This window comes from Peribacillus sp. B2I2, assembly GCF_041261685.1.
GTDB lineage: Bacteria > Bacillota > Bacilli > Bacillales > DSM-1321 > Peribacillus.
The window spans coordinates 5,093,385-5,109,918 of the sequence record NZ_JBGCCB010000001.1 but is presented as its reverse complement, the minus strand read 5'-3'; the positions used below and the strand labels follow the sequence as shown (position 1 = coordinate 5,109,918).

General features: G+C 42.0%; 18 protein-coding genes. 12 read left to right on the top strand and 6 right to left on the bottom strand.

The genetic code is table 11. The features are described 5' to 3' along the window. The first annotated feature begins 200 nt into the window (after positions 1-200). The 4 genes from ABIE66_RS25525 to thrB all read left to right on the top strand — a co-directional run bounded on the left by ABIE66_RS25525 (position 201) and on the right by thrB (position 4,491). On the top strand, positions 201-1,004 hold the full coding sequence (locus ABIE66_RS25525) for a L,D-transpeptidase family protein (protein WP_370016727.1): 804 nt from the start codon (positions 201-203) through the stop codon (positions 1,002-1,004). 189 nt (positions 1,005-1,193) lie between these two features. Then, entirely contained in the window at positions 1,194-2,492 is a 1,299-nt protein-coding gene (locus ABIE66_RS25520; RefSeq protein WP_370016726.1) for a homoserine dehydrogenase, read from the top strand. Next, positions 2,489-3,550, top strand: coding sequence for a threonine synthase (gene thrC, locus ABIE66_RS25515; protein WP_370016725.1), 1,062 nt, complete (start codon positions 2,489-2,491; stop codon positions 3,548-3,550). The genes ABIE66_RS25520 and thrC overlap by 4 nt, the downstream gene beginning before the upstream one ends. Then, complete coding sequence (gene thrB, locus ABIE66_RS25510; RefSeq protein ID WP_370016724.1) at positions 3,547-4,491, top strand: homoserine kinase; 945 nt, start codon at positions 3,547-3,549, stop codon at positions 4,489-4,491. Before thrC ends, thrB begins: the two co-directional genes overlap by 4 nt. A 196-nt stretch (positions 4,492-4,687) precedes the next feature. On the opposite strand, the gene ABIE66_RS25505 is transcribed toward thrB, so the two are convergent. Continuing rightward, positions 4,688-4,924, bottom strand: a complete 237-nt coding sequence (locus ABIE66_RS25505) for a NifU family protein (RefSeq protein ID WP_034310199.1) — start codon at positions 4,922-4,924, stop codon at positions 4,688-4,690. Between the two features lie 168 nt (positions 4,925-5,092). Between ABIE66_RS25505 and ABIE66_RS25500 the strand changes: the two genes are divergently transcribed. Next, positions 5,093-5,422: a YuzD family protein gene (locus ABIE66_RS25500; RefSeq protein ID WP_063234044.1), complete on the top strand. Its 330-nt coding sequence runs from the start codon at positions 5,093-5,095 to the stop codon at positions 5,420-5,422. 94 nt (positions 5,423-5,516) lie between these two features. Here the strand turns inward: ABIE66_RS25500 and ABIE66_RS25495 are convergent, their stop codons facing one another. After that, a complete protein-coding gene (locus ABIE66_RS25495) occupies positions 5,517-6,584 on the bottom strand; it encodes an NAD(P)/FAD-dependent oxidoreductase (RefSeq protein ID WP_289314511.1) in 1,068 nt (355 codons plus the stop codon). 308 nt (positions 6,585-6,892) lie between these two features. Between ABIE66_RS25495 and ABIE66_RS25490 the strand changes: the two genes are divergently transcribed. Then, the gene (locus ABIE66_RS25490) at positions 6,893-7,126 is read left to right on the top strand and encodes a YuzB family protein (RefSeq protein WP_289314512.1); all 234 of its coding nucleotides are present in this window, start codon (positions 6,893-6,895) and stop codon (positions 7,124-7,126) included. A gap of 354 nt (positions 7,127-7,480) precedes the next feature. Continuing rightward, positions 7,481-7,843 (top strand): HesB/IscA family protein, encoded by a 363-nt coding sequence (locus ABIE66_RS25485; RefSeq protein ID WP_289326843.1) that lies wholly within the window; start codon positions 7,481-7,483, stop codon positions 7,841-7,843. A gap of 68 nt (positions 7,844-7,911) precedes the next feature. On the opposite strand, the gene ABIE66_RS25480 is transcribed toward ABIE66_RS25485, so the two are convergent. Together ABIE66_RS25480 and ABIE66_RS25475 are read right to left on the bottom strand one after the other, a co-directional pair. Continuing rightward, positions 7,912-8,553: an SDR family oxidoreductase gene (locus ABIE66_RS25480; RefSeq protein ID WP_370016723.1), complete on the bottom strand. Its 642-nt coding sequence runs from the start codon at positions 8,551-8,553 to the stop codon at positions 7,912-7,914. Positions 8,554-8,707: 154 nt separating this feature from the next. Continuing rightward, a complete protein-coding gene (locus ABIE66_RS25475; protein ID WP_289314514.1) occupies positions 8,708-9,700 on the bottom strand; it encodes an NAD(P)/FAD-dependent oxidoreductase in 993 nt (330 codons plus the stop codon). Positions 9,701-10,176: 476 nt separating this feature from the next. Here ABIE66_RS25475 and ABIE66_RS25470 point away from each other — a divergent pair, with 476 nt between their 5' ends. From ABIE66_RS25470 to ABIE66_RS25455, 4 genes are all read left to right on the top strand, one after another. Next, positions 10,177-11,394 (top strand): NAD(P)/FAD-dependent oxidoreductase, encoded by a 1,218-nt coding sequence (locus tag ABIE66_RS25470; protein WP_289326841.1) that lies wholly within the window; start codon positions 10,177-10,179, stop codon positions 11,392-11,394. A gap of 208 nt (positions 11,395-11,602) precedes the next feature. After that, on the top strand, positions 11,603-12,085 hold the full coding sequence (locus tag ABIE66_RS25465; RefSeq protein WP_370016722.1) for an NUDIX domain-containing protein: 483 nt from the start codon (positions 11,603-11,605) through the stop codon (positions 12,083-12,085). 107 nt (positions 12,086-12,192) lie between these two features. Then, a complete protein-coding gene (locus ABIE66_RS25460) occupies positions 12,193-12,510 on the top strand; it encodes a YuiB family protein (RefSeq protein WP_289314516.1) in 318 nt (105 codons plus the stop codon). Between the two features lie 127 nt (positions 12,511-12,637). Then, complete coding sequence (locus tag ABIE66_RS25455) at positions 12,638-13,330, top strand: 3D domain-containing protein (RefSeq protein ID WP_289326838.1); 693 nt, start codon at positions 12,638-12,640, stop codon at positions 13,328-13,330. An 87-nt stretch (positions 13,331-13,417) separates the two neighbouring features. Here the strand turns inward: ABIE66_RS25455 and ABIE66_RS25450 are convergent, their stop codons facing one another. Then, on the bottom strand, positions 13,418-14,206 hold the full coding sequence (locus ABIE66_RS25450; protein WP_370016721.1) for a cobalamin-binding protein: 789 nt from the start codon (positions 14,204-14,206) through the stop codon (positions 13,418-13,420). Between the two features lie 9 nt (positions 14,207-14,215). Then, entirely contained in the window at positions 14,216-14,698 is a 483-nt protein-coding gene (locus ABIE66_RS25445) for a divergent PAP2 family protein (RefSeq protein ID WP_289314519.1), read from the bottom strand. A gap of 277 nt (positions 14,699-14,975) precedes the next feature. On the opposite strand from ABIE66_RS25445, the gene ABIE66_RS25440 reads away from it, so the two are divergent. Next, positions 14,976-16,481: a leucyl aminopeptidase gene (locus ABIE66_RS25440; protein ID WP_370016720.1), complete on the top strand. Its 1,506-nt coding sequence runs from the start codon at positions 14,976-14,978 to the stop codon at positions 16,479-16,481. Positions 16,482-16,534 lie beyond the last annotated feature (53 nt).

Below are 16,534 nucleotides of genomic sequence, written 5' to 3'. Positions count from 1 at the left end.
ATGATTCATCCTTACTTACTATGTTATGATGATAAAAAGATTTTTTCGAATAGTTAGATATTTGGTTATTACTACGGAAGGATGGATCCATGAAAAGATTGATGATGGCCACCCTTTTAGCCCTTTTAATCATCTAACCGACAGATCTTACGAAAGCTGAAACGAAAACAAGCTGCGAAGCAACTCAATTCAAGATTGTCATGAAGACTACTACGGATGTAAAGGAAAAGGCGTCGGCTACGAGTAAAACATTAAAAACTTATAAGAAAAATAAAGAACTATCGGCAAGTGGGAGAACTGGAAACTGGTATAAGGTCTGTCATTCAAAAAAGACTGCATATATCAAGATGGCAGATGCAAAAGAGGTTTTCAGTTCAGGTGAAAAAGTCCTTCTGAAAAAATTCGATACGAGGAAAGGTGTTAATCAAGTTGTATCGGTGACAGGGAAATCCATGAGTGATACGAAGGTCGCGATCCAAACTTACGAGAAGAAACAAGGTGAATGGCGACGCGCATTAAAGAAGATGGAGGGCGTCATTGGGAAGAACGGCTTCACGAAGAGTAAAAAAGAGGGTGATGGAAAATCACCGGTTGGAATTTATTCATTTGGTACGGCCTTTGGAAGCAAAACGAAGCCGCCCGGAGTGAAAATGAATTATAGGAAAACTACCCAATATGACTACTGGATTGATGATCGGACATCCAAGGATTATAACAAGTGGATAACCTATAAAGGAAATCCTTCAAGTAAATGGAAGTCTTTCGAAAGGATGAATCATGAACTCTATAGGTATGGGGCGGTCATCAATTATAATACGAATCCCATCATAAAAGGAAAAGGAAGTGCAATCTTCCTTCATATATGGAGAGGGGAAACAAAGCCGACGGCAGGATGTACAGCCACTGCCGAAAAGAATGTCCTCAGCTTACTGAAATGGATGGATCCCGTGCAAAAGCCACATGTAGTAATGGGAACGAATGATTCATTAAAGAGCGTTGAGTAATAATCTTCAAAATGGTTTTCCCATAAAAATTTAGCTTTAGCCGTTCTTACTCGTTCAAGGGATGGGCAAAAAAATTTCGTTCATCCATCTTTTCTAACTATTGATAATTATATGAATTAAACTTATAATGTCTACTATACAAATACAAATGTTTTCTACAGGTAAACAGTTTTTAAGGGGGAACCAAATATGAAAGCCATCTCGATCGGTTTATTGGGGTTAGGTACAGTTGGATCAGGAGTCGTACAAATCATTGAAAGTCATCAGGACAAGCTCATGCATCAAGTGGGCTGTTCCATATCCATTAAGAAGATACTAGTCAAGGACACGACTAAGGAGCGGCTTGTCGAGGTTGATAAAGATATGTTAACTGACAAACCTGAGGATATCCTTTCGAATCCCGAGATTGATGTTGTAATTGAAGTTATGGGTGGAATTGAAGAAACACGCGGTTATCTGATAGAAGCAATAAAAAATAAAAAGCATATCGTTACGGCCAATAAAGACCTAATGGCTCTATATGGACCGGAACTGTTGGAATTGGCCACCGAGAATCAATGTGATTTGTTCTATGAAGCAAGTGTTGCAGGGGGAATTCCGATTCTAAGAGGTCTTGTCGATGGATTATCTTCTGACCGCATCACGAAAATGATGGGAATCGTCAATGGGACGACAAACTTCATTTTAACGAAAATGAGCAAGGAAGGCAGAGCTTATGATGACGTATTGAAGGAAGCCCAGGAGCTGGGATTTGCTGAAGCGGATCCGACAGCAGATGTAGGGGGATTGGATGCAGCCCGCAAAATGGCGATACTATCCACACTCGGGTTCTCAATGAACATTGGCTTGAATGATGTGGAGGTACAGGGAATAACCGATATATCCGAAGAGGATTTGAGATATAGTAAAAAGCTAGGATATACGATGAAATTGATTGGCGTCGCTTCCAGGGCAGGCGATAGGGTCGAAGTAAGTGTCCAGCCTGCACTTCTTCCGGAAGCACATCCGTTAGCTTCGGTAAATAATGAGTATAATGCGGTATACGTTTATGGGGAAGCTGTAGGGGAAACGATGTTTTACGGACCGGGAGCCGGAAGTCTTCCGACTGCGACTGCAGTCGTTTCGGATATGGTGACGGTCATCAAGAATATGAGGCTGGGCGTAAATGGCCGCAGTGCCGTTTCACCGCAGTACCCGAAACAATTAAAGGATGCCACTGAGATTTTCGCTAAGTTCTTCATTCGATTGCATGTTCAGGATGAAGTTGGCGTTTTAGCCAGAATCACGAATTTATTTGCCGAGCATGGGGTAGGATTCGATAAAATCCTTCAATTGCCGCTGGATGAAAAGGAATCTTCCGAAATCGTATTAGTTACGCATACAGCCACTTTGGCAGCATTTGAGCAAATTATACAGAAATTAAATGAATACAATATGGTAAGAGAAGTGAAAAGCACATATAGAGTTGAAGGAGAGGACATCAAATGAGCTGGCAAGGACTTATAAGCACATATAAAGATTTTTTACCTGTCAATGAAAATACACCTGCACTATCCCTGTTGGAGGGGAATACACCTTTAATCAGACTGAATCGATTATCCGATGAGTGGGGAATCGACTTACATGTAAAATATGAAGGAGCTAATCCAACTGGGTCGTTTAAAGATCGCGGAATGGTCATGGCTGTCGCAAAAGCGATCGAAGCAGGTAGCGACACGATCATCTGTGCTTCTACTGGGAATACATCGGCAGCCGCAGCGGCTTATGCCGCCCGTGCCAACCTGCGCTGTATCGTTGTCATTCCAGAAGGTAAAATAGCCATGGGTAAGCTTGCACAAGCCGTTATGTACGGAGCAGAAATAATCTCTATCGAAGGGAACTTCGACCAGGCTTTAAAAATCGTCCGTTCACTTAGTGAGAGCTCACCGATCACCCTTGTGAATTCTGTCAACCCATACCGGATCGAAGGGCAGAAGACGGCGGCTTTCGAAATTTGTGATGCTCTAGGCTCTGCACCGGATATTTTGGCGCTTCCAGTCGGGAATGCAGGTAATATCACTGCTTACTGGAAAGGGTTTAAAGAATATAATGACTCGAAACAAACGGGCCTACCTGAAATGAGAGGGTTCGAAGCGGAGGGTGCGGCTGCAATTGTCAGGGATACCATCATTGAAAATCCCGAAACGATTGCAACAGCCATCCGGATTGGGAATCCTGCCAGTTGGAACTTTGCTGTCGAAGCGGCAAAAGAATCCCAAGGTAAAATTGATGAGGTGACAGACGAAGAAATTCTGGAAGCCTATCATTTCCTCGCTAAAAAAGAAGGGGTATTTGCAGAGCCAGCCTCATGTGCTTCCATTGCAGGAATCTATAAACAATTAAAAAGCGGTGAAATCAAAAAAGGAAGCAAGATTGTTGCGGTGCTGACTGGAAATGGATTGAAAGATCCGAATGTGGCAGTCGATACTAGCACGATTCACCCGACATTGTTGCCAATGGACGAAGAGGTCATATTAGAACATCTGCAGGGTGTGAAACAGGCATGAGTGCAGATTCCGAGATGTTCTTGATCCGTGTACCGGCGAGTACGGCCAACTTAGGACCAGGATTCGATTCCATCGGCTTGGCGCTAGGACTTTACTTGGAAATACACGGATCTTCATCAGATCATTGGGAAGTCGTTCCACTATCAGAGGAAATGTCTGTTTTTCCAAGAGATGATCGTAATTTTATCGTTAAAGTTGCCAAGGAAACGGCGGCTTATTATGGAAAGGAACTATCCCCATGCCGGCTTTTCGTCTCTAGTGAAATTCCACTGGCACGGGGTCTTGGAAGCAGTGCCTCCGCCATTGTAGCGGGGATTGAATTAGCGAACATCGTTGGTGAACTCCATTTATCCGTTGATGAAAAGAATAGGCATGCTTCCCTCTTTGAAGGGCATCCGGATAATGCAGGGGCATCTGTTTATGGTGGATTGGTAGTGGGCCTGCATACAGAGGAGAGAACGGATGTCGTGTCGTTTCCGATCGAGGGAGTTAAGGTGATTGCTGTCATTCCCAATTTTGAATTGCTTACTGAGGATTCAAGAAATGTTCTTCCTAATTCACTTTCCTATAAAGATTCGATAAGCGGAAGTGCAGCCGCAAATGTTTTGCTTGCAGGAGTCTTATCGAAAGATTGGAAGCTTGTTGGTGAAATGATGCAAAGCGATCGATTCCATCAACCTTTTAGAGCGGGGTTAGTTCCTCATTTAGCACTTATAGAAGAGGTCGTCCTTCAAAAAGGTGGATTTGGTGCAGCCCTAAGCGGAGCTGGCCCCACTGTTTTATGCTTGGCATCCGCAGAAAAATGCGAAAGTGTGCTCACTGGATTGAAGGAAAAATTTCCGGAATATCTTGTGAAAGAATTGGAAATAGATAATGTTGGCAGTTATACGGCAATCCTTTCAGAACAGGAAAAAAAGGAATTGAAATTTTTGAAATCGTGAGCCGCATTTCATTTACTGTCCATATAAAAAAGCTGACTCGCGTCAAGCCGTATCAATTCATTTGATAGGGCAAAAGCCGAGTCAGCTTTATTTTTTATTACAGTCCAGGAAAAGTTCCGGCCTGCATGAAAAAAGGTTGAACGTGTATAGATGAAGTGGTCCTTCATCCATACGCTGCATGTTATTTAAAGGGCTATTAGAAAACTTGTTCTACTTCCACTACACCAGGAACTTCTTCAAGAAGGGCACGCTCAATCCCAGCTTTTAGCGTAATGGTCGAACTAGGACAGCTTCCGCAGGCTCCTAGTAATCGTAATTTTACAATTCCATCTTCTACGTCAACTAGTTCACAGTCACCGCCATCACGAAGAAGAAACGGACGAAGTTTATCTAGGACTTCTTGAACTTGAACTTCCATTGTTTGTTCAGACATTGCAATCGACTCCTTTCCTATTCATATTATAAAGCGAAGGTAGTAAAAAATCCAACTGTAACTTTGCGGAAATATAATCTATATTATTCTGGTATGATGGAAACAGGTGAGAAGTTTTTAAACATTATTCAAAATGAAGCAGATATACTAAAATGAAGGAGGAAGAGTATGGTAATGAAAGAAATTGAGATAGAAGTGTATGGAGCGGAGCAAATTTGCGCGAGTTGTGTAAATCTCCCATCTTCAAAAGATACCTGTGAGTGGCTTGAAGCCGCTTTAACGAGAAAGTTTCCTGAGCAGAAATTCAAAATATCCTATATAGATATGTATAATCCCCCAGAAACGCTGAAGCAAAAGAACTTTGCCGCGAAGATGATCGAAGAAGATTTATTTTATCCACTGGTCCTCATCGAAGGTGAGATCATTGCAGAGGGAAATGTGCGTCTCAAAAAAGTGGTGGAAACGATGGAAAAATACGGATATACGATGCGAGTGTGATATATAATGGAAGAAATAAGAAAAACTGACCCATGAATGAGCTGCAAGCAGCTCATTGGGCCAGTTTATGAAATGTAGCATGGATGGGTTGGAATCAACCGTTATGGTATTTATACATCCAGAGAATGCCTGATTTCATCAGGCGTGCCACTCTACCGGTGATTGGGCGATTTGCAACAAGACCAAAACCTTGTTTCTTCCCAAGGGAACCTAATGTTCCTTTTAATTTCATTGTAGGGAAGCTTTCCGGAAGTGGTTCATTTGCCCATTTCTTCACAAGGACTTGGACGATTTGTTCAGCTTGGGACTCCGCCAATTGAGCACTAGGTGCATGAGGCAGGCTCGCACAGTCGCCGACCACAAAGATGCTGTCATTATTAGGAAGGAAATGCTGAGGAGTCAGAACGGCTCTTCCTTGACGATCTTTTTCAATATCCATATCGCGGATGATTTTGCTTGGCTGAATTCCCGCTGTCCAGACGATGACGTCACTTTGAACGGCTTCGTCACCATTATAAAGAAGGTTTGGCTCAACTTTGGTTATATTGGAATGATGGATGATTTCGATTGTATGTTTATCGAACCAAGATTCGACAAAGGTACTTAATCTTTCTGGGAAAGCAGATAGTATATGCGGTCCACGGTCAAATAGCTTAACGTTCAAATCTGAACGGCTTTCAATTAATTCACTTGCTAGCTCAACACCACTAAGTCCGCCACCAACGATAGAAACGGTTGCACCTGCACCCAAATTATTCAAAGCTGAATATGTGCTACGTGATTTATCGATTGTTTGGATACTATAGGTATGTGTGTCTGCTCCAGGAATATTGTGGTATTTATCTTCACAGCCAAGGCCAATGACTAAATCATCATAAACGACAGGATCCTGGTTTTCTATAATGACCTGTTTATTTTCCATATCGATGGAAAGTACTTCTCCGTATACGTTCTTCAAGCGAGGATGTTCAGGAAATGCAACACGGATGTGCTGATCAGGAATGGTACCTGCTGCTAAAGCATAATATTCCGTTTTTAAGCAGTGATAAGGATTACGGTCGATAAGCGTGATGCTCACATTTTCAGGCAGCTGATTAGGCAGCAATCTTTGCAACATGCGCATACCACCATACCCACCACCAAGTATGACTAAATTCTTCATATGATTTTCCCCTTTATTTGATCTCTTGAAAAATTTGAAAAAATGCTTCACTTGTGAAAACAAGTATCCAACTATAGGATTCCCCCAAATGAACCCTTTTAAAGTTTAATTAAATATATATACCCCAATTAGTAGTAAGAATAAAAAATTAGATAATTTTCTTTTTTTACGTACCCCGACAAAAGTATAACGAATATAAAAGGAAATCACAACCGATATCTTGAAATCAGCTTACTTTTTATGCGTAAATATTGACTGTAACTGGGAAAAGTAATAAGATGATTTGTTAGTAACTGTGAGGTGAAACAATGTACCCGATTATTGAATTTTGCGTAAGCAATCTAGCCAGCGGTGCTCAAGAGGCTCTGGAAAGATTGGAGAGGGATCCAAATTTAGATATCATAGAATATGGTTGTTTGGGATATTGCGGCAAATGCTCCAGTAACTTATATGCACTAGTAAACGGTGAAGTGGTTTCCGGCGACACAACGGATGAATTGGTAGATAAAATATATAAGTTCATTGATGAATTTGAAATGTAATCATCAACGGCGAATGAAAAGGCTGCTCCTCTTGGGACAGCCTTTTCATTCCCTGTCCTTTTTGAAATGTCTCCAGCGAGTTAGAGGATTCTGGCTTCAGATGCCTGAGTACGCTAAAGTCCAAGTCCCCTTTAAATAGGATGCTTCATATTCCTTAAGTGCGAATCTCAAGAATCTTCCTTCTTGGTCCTTTGTTTGATTGATTCTGTATAGCAAGGCAATCCGTAAATGGGTAAAATAAGTGCGGGAATATGAGTTTTTTCAAGCTGGAAAATTGAGCGTGGGAAATTCTTTGGTATATACTATAAAGAGAAATAGTTCTATCTCACATATCTTAAGAAGGAGGGGTTTATTGTGAGTGAAGTTGTTCAAATAACGGAAGCTGCTGCTTTTCAGATAAAAGAAATGATGAAACAAAATGGTGAAGAGGGTTCCTTTTTAAGAGTGGCCGTTAAAGGCGGGGGCTGCAGTGGATTATCCTACGGAATGGGTTTTGAAGAAGAGCCCGGAGAAAAAGATAGCCAACTGGAGCAATTTGAAATAAAGATCCTTGTTGATAACGGGGATGCCGATATACTAAAAGGAACGGTAATTGATTATAAACAAACGATGATGGGCGGAGGCTTTACGATCGAAAACCCAAATGCCATCGCTTCATGCGGTTGCGGGTCTTCCTTCAAAACGGCAAAAAACGCCGGAACGCCTGAGAATTGCTAACAAACTGGTTCATTTATAAAGGGGGGTACTTTAACAAGTGCCCCCCTTTTTCATGCTTATTTCCTATTTTAAATATTGTTAAGGGCTTCCTTGATTGGAAAGGTACCGCTGAAAATCTCGAATGTCTTATTGAACGTATTTTCCGCTGTGACTGATTGGGCAAGAACGGAGGCGACATCTGCTCTTGGAATGGATTTGTTGGCATGGTCCACTTGTTCTTCAGCAAAGATTTTTCCGGCAGCTTGTTCATTTGTCAATGCAACCGGCCGGACAATCGGGTATGTCAGCCCGCTTGCTTTTAAATGTTCATCGGCATCATGTTTTGCTTCAAGATAATGGCGCATTCCTTCTTGGGCTTGTTCCGGATCATCAGTACCGACAGAGCTTAACATGATAAAACGTTCGATCCCTTTCTTTTTGGCGGCATCAACTAGTTTAATCGCCCCATTCTTATCCACAGCCGTCGTTTTATCCGGTCCCGTTTTTGGTCCAGATCCGGCTGCGAAAATGATGGCTTCCATGTTATCCACTGCTTTATCCACATTTCCCTCTAAATCTGCAAGAATTGGATGCCCACCGAGTTCTTTTATCGTTTGAGCCTGTTCCTCTTTCCGGATCATTCCGAATACATTCATTTGTGGATTTTTTGATAATTCCCCAATGATCTGCTTTCCGGTCGTTCCATTGGCTCCAGCAATTAAAATATTCATATATGTGCATTCTCCTTTCAAGTCTTCTCCTACTCTCTACCCTTAGAATAACAATGTTAAGCACTGTGGATAACTAATGAAAAACAGTTATCCACAATCATGGAATTGGGGACAAAAAAACCCGGCTACGAAAGCCGGGTTTTATTGCGTAATTTTAAAACATGGAAGAACTGTGCATTGGCTGGACTTTTGCTTTTGGGTCAATATATTGCTTGGCGTGATTGACGGCAGTGGGTGCCTCACCAAAACCACTTGCAATCAATTTGACCTTGCCATCATATGTTGCGATATCACCCGCTGCATAAATTCCTGGGATATTCGTTTCCATTCTGGAATTCACCAAAATACTGTTCTTCTGGATATCAAGTCCCCATTCCTTGATGGGACCAAGGGAGGAAACAAAGCCGTAGTTGACGATGACTGCATCTACCTCCATCGTCTCTGTATCTTCACCGTTTGTATCCTTGATGACAACTGTATTGATCCGGCCGTCTGTACCAATCAATTCTGAAGGTATGTAAGGAGTCTTTATTTCAACTTTTGAATGTTTAAGGTTTTCTACACTATGTTCGTGGGCACGGAATTTATCTCTTCTATGAATGATGCTCACTTTCTCGGCGATCGGTTCCAGCATAAGTGCCCAGTCCACTGCTGAATCCCCACCTCCGAATACCACCACTTTTTTGCCAGCAAAATGATTGAGGTCGTCGATGAAATAATGAAGGTTGCTGCTTTCATATTTTTTTGCATCATCAATTTCGATGCGGCGGGGTTGGAAAGCCCCATTTCCAGCTGTGATGATAATGGTTTTGGAGTAATGGATTTCTTTATCCGTCGTTAACTTGAAAACTCCGTCGGCTTGCTTTTCCACTTCTTGAACGGCTTGCTCCAAGACAACATCTTGTTCAAACTTTGCCATTTGTTCTTTCAAATTATTCACTAGCTCCTGAGCACGCACTTTTGGGAAACCTGCGATATCATAGATGAATTTCTCAGGATAAAGGGCCGACAATTGTCCGCCTAATTGTGGCAAGCTCTCGATGATTTTTACGGATGCCTGTCTCATACCGCCATAAAATGCAGTAAATAATCCAACCGGGCCTCCGCCAATGATGGTAATATCATAAACTTTTTCATTAACTTCCAACGTTATCCCTCCGATATACTAGGTTTGCTGAAATTTATTCTTTTATTTTAACATAGATGATCTTTTAAAAAGCGGAGAAAGATTAGAAAAGTGAGAAAGTTTTGACTATATATGAGCAGTCACATGATGAATACTGTTCACCCTCTTTCATAAGTGGGTAAAAATACTCTTTACCATGATTGAACATATAGAAAAAATATGGTCAGTAACCGGGTGAAAAGTAACGTTTTTTAGCTTTATTTTAACGCTAAAAAGTTCAGTTTGTTACTTGAAAAAGGTATGGAAAAAGACTAATATTTACTTAGACATCATTTGGTAAAATTTTTATGAATTTTTTATTACAATTACGAATTGTTACGTGAAATACGTCACAAATGTATAAGAGTGCTTTTTATAATGGAAATTAATAAGATACACAATAGATTTTAGTTATGGAAAGCATCACAAGAAAATATCGTAAAGGTGGACGAATACTTTTGAAAAAGCCAACTATCGTTGTTTTAGGGGCAGGTTATGGTGGATTGATGACCGTTACTCGCTTACAGAAGGCATTAGGTCAAAATGAAGCAGAAATCGTATTAGTTAACAAAAATGATTACCACTATGAAACAACATGGCTGCATGAAGCATCTGCTGGAACGCTTCATCATGATCGTGTGCGCTATCCAATCAAAAGTGTCATTAACGGCAGCAAAGTTAAATTCATCCAAGATTCTGTTTTGGAAGTGAAAACAGAAGACAAAAAAGTCATCCTTGAAAACGGCGAAATTTCTTATGATTACCTAGTGATTGGACTTGGACCGGAATCGGAAACATTCGGGATCCAAGGGCTAAAAGAATATGCTTTCTCCATCTCCAATGTGAACACTGCACGTAAAATCCGTGACCATATCCAATTGCAATTTGCTACGTACAGTTCTGAAGTCGAGAAGAATGAAGACCGATTGACGATTGTCGTTGGCGGTGCAGGATTTACGGGTATCGAGTTCCTTGGCGAATTAGCTAATCGTGTTCCTGAACTTTGTAAAGAATATGACATCGATTTCCAAAAGGTTCGTATGTACTGTGTGGAGGCAGCACCAGCCGTCCTTCCTGGCTTCGATCCGGAATTGGTGGATTATGCAGTTTCTTACCTTGAGAAAAAAGGTGTGGAATTCAAAATCGGTACACCGATCAAGGGGGCAACTCCTGAAGGTATCATCGTGGCAAAAGGCGAAGATGAAGTGGAAGAAATCAAGGCGGGAACCGTTGTATGGGCAGCTGGCGTACGTGGTAACTCCGTGATTGAGGCTTCTGGTTTTGAAGCTATGCGTGGACGTATCAAAGTGAACCTTGACATGCGTGCACCGGGTCATGACGATATTTTCATCGTAGGGGATTGCGCTTTGATCATCAACGAAGAAATTAATCGTCCATATCCACCAACTGCACAAATCGCCATGCAACAAGGTGAGGTCATTGCGAAGAACCTGACTAAATTGGTTCGTAACGAAAGCGACCTTGAAACGTTCACTTTCGAAAACAAAGGAACGGTATGTTCACTTGGTGAAGACAATGCGATCGGTGTTGTATTCGGCAAGAAAGTTACAGGTAAGACGGCATCATTCATGAAGAAAATGGTCGATAACAGAGCATTGTTAATGATTGGCGGAGCTTCCCTGGTTGCTAAAAAAGGTAAATTCAACGTCCTTTAATTTTTTGAATCATAAATAATGGCCATTTGGGGATTCCCTGAATGGCTTTTTCTTGGGTTCTCTCGATGAGTGTGCCATGAAAGCGGGGAGTATGCACCTTTCGTATGTGGAATATAATGGGGATAAGGATGACAGCTTTAAAATCATCGTATGTTCTTATGCGGTTTGGAGTTTATACTGCTTATAATGAATGTAGGGGAAGTGGGTTTTGGTGGAACGATGCAAAAATGTTTGGCTGGCAGTGTCCGGCCTTGTGATATCTGATAAAGGTGAGTGGCTTGTCGTGAACAAAAGGTATGGCGGATTGAAAGGGCAGTGGTCGCTTCCGGCTGGTTTTGTCAAAAATGATGAAACCGTTGATGAAGCTGTCGTAAGGGAAGTGTTGGAGGAGACGGGTATTCATACAGAAATCGAAGGTATTGTAGGAGTGAGAAGTGGAGTCATCAAAGGGGATATAAGTGATAATATGTTAGTATTTTTACTTAAACCGCTCAGTTTTGAGGTCACCGCTCAATTGGATGAATTATATGAAGCTAAATTTCATGACCCTGAATTACTCGTGCAGGAGGGGAAGCAATCTTTACTATTGGAACAGCTTTTAGCGTTTAAAAAGGAAAGAATGCAGACGATGCTTGACGGGTTGAATCCTGGAGATCAATTTGGCTATACATCCTATAAATTATTCATGTGATTTGGGTAATTATCTTTTCTTCGGTATTATTTGGTATAAGTCGTTGACGTAGCAATTATTTTTTCAGTAAACTAAAGGTGTCGCTTTTAAGGAGGGTCAAGAATAACATGCCATTGCCTGTTTTAATTATCTCAATACTCTTATTTTTCATCCTGTTTTTCGGAATTGGCTTTTTGCTGAATATGCTCTTTCGTTCTTCGTGGATCATGGTCATCTTATTTCCAATCGTCTTCATCATCATTGTCAATGAAACAAAGCTAATAGAATATTTCAGAAATCCGGGAATATCTTTTTCACATCTTGGAACGAACCTAACATCCTTACATATGGCAGATATCATGATTTTATCGAGTGGGCTTCTTGGCGCGGTTTTAGCTGGTGTGGTCATTAGGGTTTTAAGGAATAAAGGATATCAAATGTTTTGAATTGGGAAGGGCCTTCATTAATGGAGGTCCTTTTTTGTAAGAAAAAATGGTTGTTTTCATTCTTTATGAATACTTTCACTCGGGAAAGGGAACAAATATCCTTGTGAGAGGAGTGGAACTATTACATATGAAGATTGTAAAGGCATTATTTTTGAGGGTTGCTATTATCATATTATTTATCTTGGCCATCGAATCAACCTTAAATCATGTTTTTGGAGCTGAGTCTGACAATCATCTCTTTGAAGAGGCGATGAGACAAAATCGAATGCTTGGTCTCGAATACAAAGCCATCCATAGTGGTGGCCAAGTGGCAACGCTAGTGGCATCCGCATCCATGAGCAATGGTCCAACTACGATAGCGGAGGCAATCGAGCTCTCTAAATACCCGAAGCACGAAGTTTTGGCTACAGGATATACAGCAGGGTATGAATCAACCGGAAAGTTCCCGGAGAGCCCATCTTATGGAATCACTTATTCAGGGGTGAAGGTGAAAAGGGATCTGTTTTCCACCATTGCAGCTGATCTTGCCGTCTTTCCTCTCGGAACCATCCTTTGGATTCCGGGCTATGGATATGGGGTTGTAGCGGACAAGGGTGGCGCGATCAAAGGCAATCACTTGGATCTATACTACGAAACGGTACAAGACGTGTACGAGAACTGGGGAAAGAAAACCCTTGAAGTATATGTTGTACAAAAAGGGAACGGCGAATTATCTGAAGAACAGTTAAAAAAGCTGAACGAAACCAGGATCAGGCAGGTTTTCAAGCCTAAAATCGCTGAAAAAACATTGAACGATAATGTATCATCCTTTGCTTTTTAATGAAATGATGGATAAAGTCCAGCGAAGGTCAAAAGGCTGCCCCGAGATTGTGGCAGCCTTTTTGATATCACGTTCATTTGAAATCCCTTAGCCCAAGCCGTTGTATGCTTCAGGGTGAAGAGTCTTTGCCAATTTTGAAAGACCATCCAGTAAACGGGGGGAAGGCCGACAGAATAAGGGTTCTTCCATGATGTGGATATTGTTATCCCGGACTGCCTTCATATCGGTCCACCCTTTTCGTTTCTTGACCAGCTCTGGATTCACTTTTCGTAAAGGTACGCCGACCCAAGCTAAGCAAATATGGTCGGGATCCTTTTTCCGGACCTCTTCGGAAGTGACTTGAATGCTTGCCATGTCCACATCTTCGAAAAGATTATATCCTCCCGCAAGAAGGCTGATCTCGGTTAACCAGTTAACTCCCCCAGGGCTGAATAAGGGATTTGGCCACCATTCCCAATATAGGGACGGCTTCGTTTCGATTTTATCGGCGACGTTTTTATATTGAAGGATGGCCTCACGGAATTTAGCAGCCTGTTCTGCTGCTTTATCATTAAGATCCGTGGCTTCGCCCAGGATCAGCAAATCTTTTGCTATATCTTCAAGTGATTGCGGATTGAAGATGATATGAGGGAGGTTCCGTTCTTTTAATCCTTCAATATTTTTTTCCATACCCGGTACACTCAGGGAAGCGAGCACCAAATCGGGTATCAGTGATTCTACATGATCGATATCAATCGATAAATCGGGCCCCACCTTAGGAAGGTACTGTATGGTTTCGGGCCAATCGGAATAGTCATCGATAGCAATCAGCTGATCTTCAATTCCTAGATATGTGCAGAGTTCCGTATTGCTGGGGCAAAGAGAGATTATTTTCAAATTGACCACCTACCCTTGAAAGATGAAAAAGTGAAGTGCCAGTGCAATGAAAACTCCGGTCAAGGCTCCGAAAAATACCTCGATTGGCTTATGGCCCAACAGTTCCTTTAATTGTTGCTGTTTCTGCTTTTCTGCTTTTTTCTGCCAGTTTTTTGCTTGCTCGACAAATGTATTGAAGTCCGTGACGAGCTGGTTCAAGACGGCTGCCTGTTCTCCTGCCTGCCGTCTCACTCCTGTCGCATCGAACATCGTGATGATGGCAAAGATCGCGGCAACGGCAAATACAGGAGAATCCATTCCGGTTTCAATCCCTACTGCTACTGTTAGAGCTGACACGGCCGCAGAGTGGGAGCTTGGCATACCGCCTGTGGAGTTAAGAAGTGACCAGTTAACCTTACGAAAAGCTATGAAGTGGATGGGCACTTTAATGAATTGAGCAAAGAAAATGGCAATCAATGCTGCAATTAAAGGGAAGTTGAGAAATAATTCCAAGAGTATCAGCCTTCTTTCTAGTTATGAGTAACGATGAAATCCATATATGGGTAAATAAGAAATCCTGCTCGGTACAAGGCCCTTATTATTATTAGTTCAATTCGGTCCTGTCGATTCCCTGCTGGTTATAAGTATAAATATGATCTTTCTTATACTATTACTCTAAAGTCACCCATTCTAAACAATATCCCTTGTTATTATTATTTTAAGGGGCCTTATTCGAAAGTTTTTGAAAATTTCGTTATAATGAAGGTAATCGAATGAAGGAGGTAGCAGAATGTTTACAGTTAAAGATTCCTTGAATATAGATTTGATTGATGAATGCCTGATTCTAGGCATATTTGACAAACCCGTAAAATTCACAGGCATAGGGAAAGAAGCCGATGAACGATTGGACGGTCAGTTAACCGAGTTAGTTAAAGCGGGAGAAATCTCTTCCAAGAAAAAATCAGTAGTTAAAATACATACATTAGGTAAATTAGGCGTAAAGAGATTGATTTTTGTAGGGTTGGGCAAGGAAAAGGAGCTTTCCTTTGAAACGCTGCGCGAAGCGTTGGGGAAAGCCCGTAAAACGATTAAAGAATCCAAGCTTACGACGCTTTCGATTGCTTTGGATACATTCACGACTGAAAACCTGGATGCATTGGATGTAGCCCATGCTTGTTCAGAGGCCTTTGAACTTGCTTCCTATAAATTTGACGGATACAAGCAAAAATCGAACCAGGTCGAAAAAAGCATTGAATCGATTACGGTTTACAGTGAATCGGATAATGAAGAGGTCGGGGCCGCACTTCATGTAGGGAGAATCTTCGGAAGGGCGACGAATTCAGCAAGAACATTGGTTAACACACCAGGCAATTTGTTGACTTCCACGGATATGGCGGAATATTCATCTGCCTTGGGTGAACGATATGGCTTTGAAGTGGAGATCCTGGAGAAGGAAGATATGCTCAAGTTGGGTATGGGCGCCCTCCTTGCTGTCAATCAAGGTTCGGTCGAGCCTCCGAAAATGATCGTCCTGAAGTATCAAGGTAAAGATGAATGGAAGGATGTTATCGGGTTGGTCGGTAAAGGCATCACATTCGATACAGGTGGATACTCATTGAAAACGAAGGCCGGAATCGTTGGAATGAAGACGGATATGGGCGGTGCGGCAGCTGTTTTAGGTGCAATGGAAATTATTGGGGAATTAGGACCGGATCAAAATGTCGTGGCTGTCATTCCGTCCACTGATAACATGATCAGCGGTGATGCATTCAAGCCAGATGATGTGATCACTGCCATGAGCGGCAAGACGATAGAGGTATTGAATACGGATGCGGAAGGCCGGCTTGTTTTGGCGGATGCCATGACTTACGCTAAACATCATGGTGCTGACTATCTTATTGACGTTGCTACTCTAACGGGTGGTGTCATAACGGCGTTGGGCATGGATATGACGGGTGCGATGACCAATGACACGGAATTCTATGAACAAGTGGTCAAAGCCTCAGAGGAGGCCGGGGAGCCCATTTGGAGATTGCCGATTACCGAAAAGGATAAAGAGCGGGTACGCAATAGTAAAATAGCCGATTTGAATAATTCACCTGGCGGGGCAGGGCATGCGATCATGGGTGGGGCCTTCATCGGCGAATTTGCCGAAGATACTCCATGGGTCCATCTGGATATTGCCGGAACATCCACAACCTCGAGCAGCTCCGAATTGTGCACGGCGGGGGCGACCGGTGTCATGGCACGAACGCTTGCACTATTGGTTGAAACCTTTGAAACGAAAACGAGATGAACCAAAAATATCCGAAGCCGAAAAAAGGCTTCGGATTTTTTACCAAAAAGGTG